The organism is Halomonas sp. BM-2019 (assembly GCF_017584085.1).
The window spans coordinates 3,452,793-3,457,230 of record NZ_CP071922.1; the positions used below are offsets into that span (position 1 = coordinate 3,452,793).

Below are 4,438 nucleotides of genomic sequence, written 5' to 3' on the forward strand. Positions count from 1 at the left end.
CGAAGGCATGGGTGAAGGGGCCGCGCACCAGTGACTGCCCCAGCGCCCGGCGATCGATGGCGTGGCTGAGCGCCTGGCGGAAGCGGAGGTCGCGATTGAGCTGACGGATGGCGCGCTGACGGTCGTCGTCGGCCCCGAGCTCCTCGGCCATGTTGAGGTTCAGCGTCCAGCCCACGGTGCGCGGCCCGAACTCCAGGCGGGCCGGGGCATCCTCGCTCTGGGAGCGCTGCAGGGCACCAACGTAGTTGGCCGGGTTCTCCATGTTGGAGACATCGGCGCTGCCGGCCACCGTCTGGACGGTCCGATCCGACCAGGTGGTGAGGCGGAACAGCATCTCGTCGGCATAGGGGAGCTGGTTGCCGGCGCTGTCCACCTTCCAGTAGTAGGGATTGCGGCGCATCAGCACCAGCTCGTCGCTGCGATACTCGGTGGGCACCCAGGCCCCCATGCTGGGGATCGGCAGGTCCGCGACGGGCAGGGCGTTGACGTAGTCGTCGTAGCTGTTGGCGTCGTTATAGCGCGGGTGGTGCGGCTTGAGCACATGGGCCGGGCCCGGGCAGAACTGGAAGAAGGCCATCTGGAAGAGCACCTGGGCCGAGGCCGGCTCGGCGAAGGTCCAGCGGATGGTGGCCTCGTCCAGCGCCTCCAGCGTGGTGCCCTCGCCGAAGGTGCCCGGCGAGGCGAAGGTGGCCACATTGGGATCGAGGACGTTGTCCTCCCAGTAGAAGAGCACGTCTTCGCTGGTGAAAGGATGGCCGTCGGACCAGCGGGCGCCCTCGATCAGCTGCATGGTCAGCTGGCGGCCGTCCTCGGACCACTCCCAGCTGCGCGCCAGGTTGGGCAGCGGCTCCTGATCCTCCGGCGGCAGCATGAACAACGGGCCGGTGCGGGTCAGGCACTCGGCCACGGTGTAGCTGATGCCGCCCCAGCCCTGGGTCTGGCCGGCGGCCCAGTTCCAGCCCTGGGGACGGCCACCGATCACGTGACGCAGGGCGCCACCGTAGACGCCGATGCCGTCGGGCATGCCGGCCTCCTCGAAGACCAGCGGCTCGGGAGGCAGGCGTTCCTCCAGCGGCGGGATCATCCCCTGCTCCACCAGCTCGGTGACCCACTCCGGCTCCTGGTACTGCTCGAGAGCCCGGAAGGTGTAGAGCCGGTCGCGGGGGATGATCTGGACCTCGCTGTGGGTCTCGAACTCGGGGGCCGGCGGCAGGCTGCCGGGACGGGCCTCGGCGGCCAGGGCAGCCTGGGAGGCCAGCAGCAGGCCGGCGGCGAGGGGCGCAAGGCGATAGGTATGAGTCATGGCGGGTATCCTCCGGGTCACCTTGTTGTTATGGAGCCAAGGATCGGCATACCCGGTGGAGTCTACGGCTGGCGCCAGGCGGCAGCCTCTGGGTTTTTGTCAGACAATTCCGGAAAACTCAGGAATTTACCAAATCGCGACTAAAGTCTAGGGCGCTTGTACGGACTTGAACTGCACCCCGAAGGTTGGATTGGGTGTCCAACTATCGGGGTGCAGTTCACAATGCCGGGGCCGTGTCGTTCATGGCATGGCGATCAGACGCCGGCAAAGGCCGCGTAGATGATCACCACCAGCACCACCAGGGCGATCCCGCAGGGCACCGCCCCCTTCCAGGGCGTCAGGTCCACGTCGCCCGAGTGCTCGTGCACCCAGTCGGTGGCGCGCGGTCGCAGCCGGCCAATCAGCAGCATGACGCCCACCAGCAGCACGAAGACCCCGCCCACGAAGTGGAACTCGTGGATGATCTCCGGCAACCGGTTGAAGGGCGGCACGAAGTAGCCGGCGGCGATCAGCAGGCAGCCGCCCACCAGGGCGATCTTGGCCGCCATGGGCGGCACCCGCTTGGTCAGCAGGCCGACGATCACCACCGCCAGGATGGGGATGAAGTAGATGGCGTTCATCCGCTGCAGGTAACCGAACAGGCTCTCCTGGCCGGCCAGCAGCGGGGCGATGGTCATGGTGGTGATGGCCATGATCCAGCCGAACACCTTGCCGGACTTCACCACCTGCTCCTCGTTGGCGTCCTTCTTCAGCACCCCCTTGTAGATGCCCAGGCTGAAGATGGTGGTGGTGCTGTTGAGCGCCGAGTTGAAGGACGACAGGATGGCACCCACCATCACCGCGGCGAAGAACCCGGTCAGGTAGGGCGGTAGCACGTTGAACACCAGGTGGCCGTAGGCCTCGTCGGCTCGCACCCCCTGCTCGGCATAGAGGTGGTAGGCGATGATGCCCGGCAGCACCAGGTAGAGGGGTCCGAGCAGCTTGAAGAAGCCGGTCAGCAGCACGCCCTTCTGCCCCTCTGCCAGGGTCTTGGCGGCCAAGGTCCGCTGGATGATCTGCTGGTTGGTGGTCCAGTAGAAGAGGTTGATCAGGAAGACGCCGGTGAACAGGGTGAAGAAGGGCACCTGCTGGTCCGGCCCGCCGATGGAGTTGAGCTTCTGCGGATCGCTCTCCTTGAGGAGGCTCCAGCCCTCGAGCAGGCCATTGCCGCCACTCACCGCCTGCAGGCCGAAGTAGACGATCACGAAGCCGCCCACCAGCAGCCCCACCCCGTTCAGGGTGTCTGAGACGGCCACGGTGCGCAGGCCGCCGAACAGGGCATAGAGGGAGCCGATGATGCCGACCACCCACACCGTCAACCACAGCAGCAGGGTGGGCGACTGGATGCCGGTGAGCCCCTGGAGGTCAAGCATGCCCTGCAGCCCCATGGCCCCTGAGTAGAGGATGATCGGCAGCAGGATCACCGCATAGGCGATCAGGAAGATGACGTTGGTAATCAGCTGGGTGCCGCGGTCGAAGCGGATCTCGAGCAGCTGCGGCAGGGTGGCGATGCCGCTCCTCAGAAAGCGCGGCAGGAAGAACAGCGCCAGCGCCACCAGGGCGATCACCGCCACCACCTCCCAGGCCATGACGCTCAGACCGTCGGCGAAGGCGGCGCCGTTGAGCCCCACCATCTGCTCGGTGGAGAGGTTGGTCATCAAAAGCGAGCCGGCGATCAGCGGGAAGGTCAGGGTCCGACCGGCCAGGAAGTAGCCGCTGGTGCTGTCGTGGTCGTCGCGGCGCGTGAGGCGCCAGGTGATGAAGGCGACCAGTCCCGTGAAGAACAGGAAGGACGCCAGGGTCAGGGCGTGCATGATGGACGTGCCTCATTGTCGAGAGTGGGTGAAGCGCCACACCGGTGTGCGCCACGCGGATAAATCAGATACGGAGGCCCGCCATTCTAGCCAGCTGAATCGTGTCACGTTATGCGCCTTTCGTCTAACCACACCCCGGATTCCCTCCCCTATCGACGCCAGGCGTCCTCACACCTTGCCATTGCCGCGGCCTGCCATAACAATGGCGTCCACTCTCCCCTCGACCGCCAGGAGCCGCCGATGCGCCGGATCGCCGCCCTCTGCCTAACCCTTGCCAGCCTGGGCCTCGCCGCCCAGGGGGCCGCCGCCGAGACCTTCCGCTTTACCGCCATTCCCGACGAGGACCAGGCGCGCCTGGTGGAGCGCTTCGGCAAGGTCGCCGACTACCTGGAGGCACGCCTCGGCGTCGCAGTGGAATACGTGCCGGTGAACTCCTACAGCGCCGCGGTCACCGCCTTTCGCAACGACCAGGTGCAGCTGGCCTGGTTCGGCGGCCTCTCCGGGGTCCAGGCCCGCCGCCTGGTGCCGGGCTCCCAGGCGCTGGCCCAGGGCAGCGAGGACGACGCCTTCATGAGCTACTTCATCGCCCACGAGTCGACGGGCCTGGCGATGGCCGACGAACTGCCCGACGAACTCGAGGGCATGAGCCTCACCTTCGGCTCGCGCACCTCCACCTCCGGGCGCCTGATGCCGGAGCACTTCTTCCGCGAGCGCTTCAACGACGTCGACCCCGAGGCCTTTTTCTCCCGGGTCGGCTACTCCGGCGACCACTCCCGCACCATCGCCCTGGTGGAGGCGGGCACCTGGGACATCGGCGCGGTGAACTACACCGTCTGGGAGGCCGCCGTGGCCGATGGCCGCGTCGACACCGACCGGGTCAGCGTGATCTGGGCCACCCCGCCCTACCCCGACTACAACTGGACCCTGCGCGGCGACGCCGATGCGCGCTTCGGCGAGGGCTTCACCGAGCGGGTGCGGGCCGCCTTCCTGGAGATGGACGACCCGGAGCTCCTGGCGAGCTTCCCCCGCGAGGCCTTCATCCCCGCCGACAACGCCCTCTACGCGCCCATCGAGGAGGTCGCGGAAGAGCTCGGCCTGCTGCGCTGAGGCCACCCCATGGAGAGCGAGCAACGCCGCCCCCTGCTCAGCCTTGACGGCGAGGACCTCGGCCACGGCCGCGACCGCCAGGGTCGCCCCGCCCACCTGGTGCTGCCCGGGCTGACCCTGAGCCTGCACGAGGGCGAGCGGGTCGCCCTGCTCGGCCAGAGCGGTTCGGGCAAGT

At 67.6% G+C, this 4,438-nt stretch carries 3 protein-coding genes; 1 reads left to right on the forward strand and 2 read right to left on the reverse strand.

What is annotated here, in order from left to right; all coding sequences use genetic code 11:
• Both J5F18_RS17140 and J5F18_RS17145 read right to left on the reverse strand, forming a co-directional pair.
• Positions 1 to 1,303: ABC transporter substrate-binding protein (locus J5F18_RS17140; protein ID WP_346299745.1), on the reverse strand; the 1,303-nt coding region annotated here is incomplete at its 3' end.
• Between the two features lie 254 nt (positions 1,304 to 1,557).
• Positions 1,558 to 3,156: a solute:sodium symporter family transporter gene (locus J5F18_RS17145; RefSeq protein WP_346299746.1), complete on the reverse strand. Its 1,599-nt coding sequence runs from the start codon at positions 3,154 to 3,156 to the stop codon at positions 1,558 to 1,560.
• 240 nt (positions 3,157 to 3,396) lie between these two features.
• Here J5F18_RS17145 and J5F18_RS17150 point away from each other — a divergent pair, with 240 nt between their 5' ends.
• Positions 3,397 to 4,263: a putative selenate ABC transporter substrate-binding protein gene (locus tag J5F18_RS17150; RefSeq protein WP_346299747.1), complete on the forward strand. Its 867-nt coding sequence runs from the start codon at positions 3,397 to 3,399 to the stop codon at positions 4,261 to 4,263.
• Positions 4,264 to 4,438 lie beyond the last annotated feature (175 nt).

Coding starts and splice junctions, on each gene's coding strand:
- J5F18_RS17145 (WP_346299746.1), bottom strand. CDS start 3,156: ATGCACGCCCTGACCCTGGCGTCCTTCCTGTTCTTCACGGGACTGGTC.
- J5F18_RS17150 (WP_346299747.1), top strand. CDS start 3,397: ATGCGCCGGATCGCCGCCCTCTGCCTAACCCTTGCCAGCCTGGGCCTC.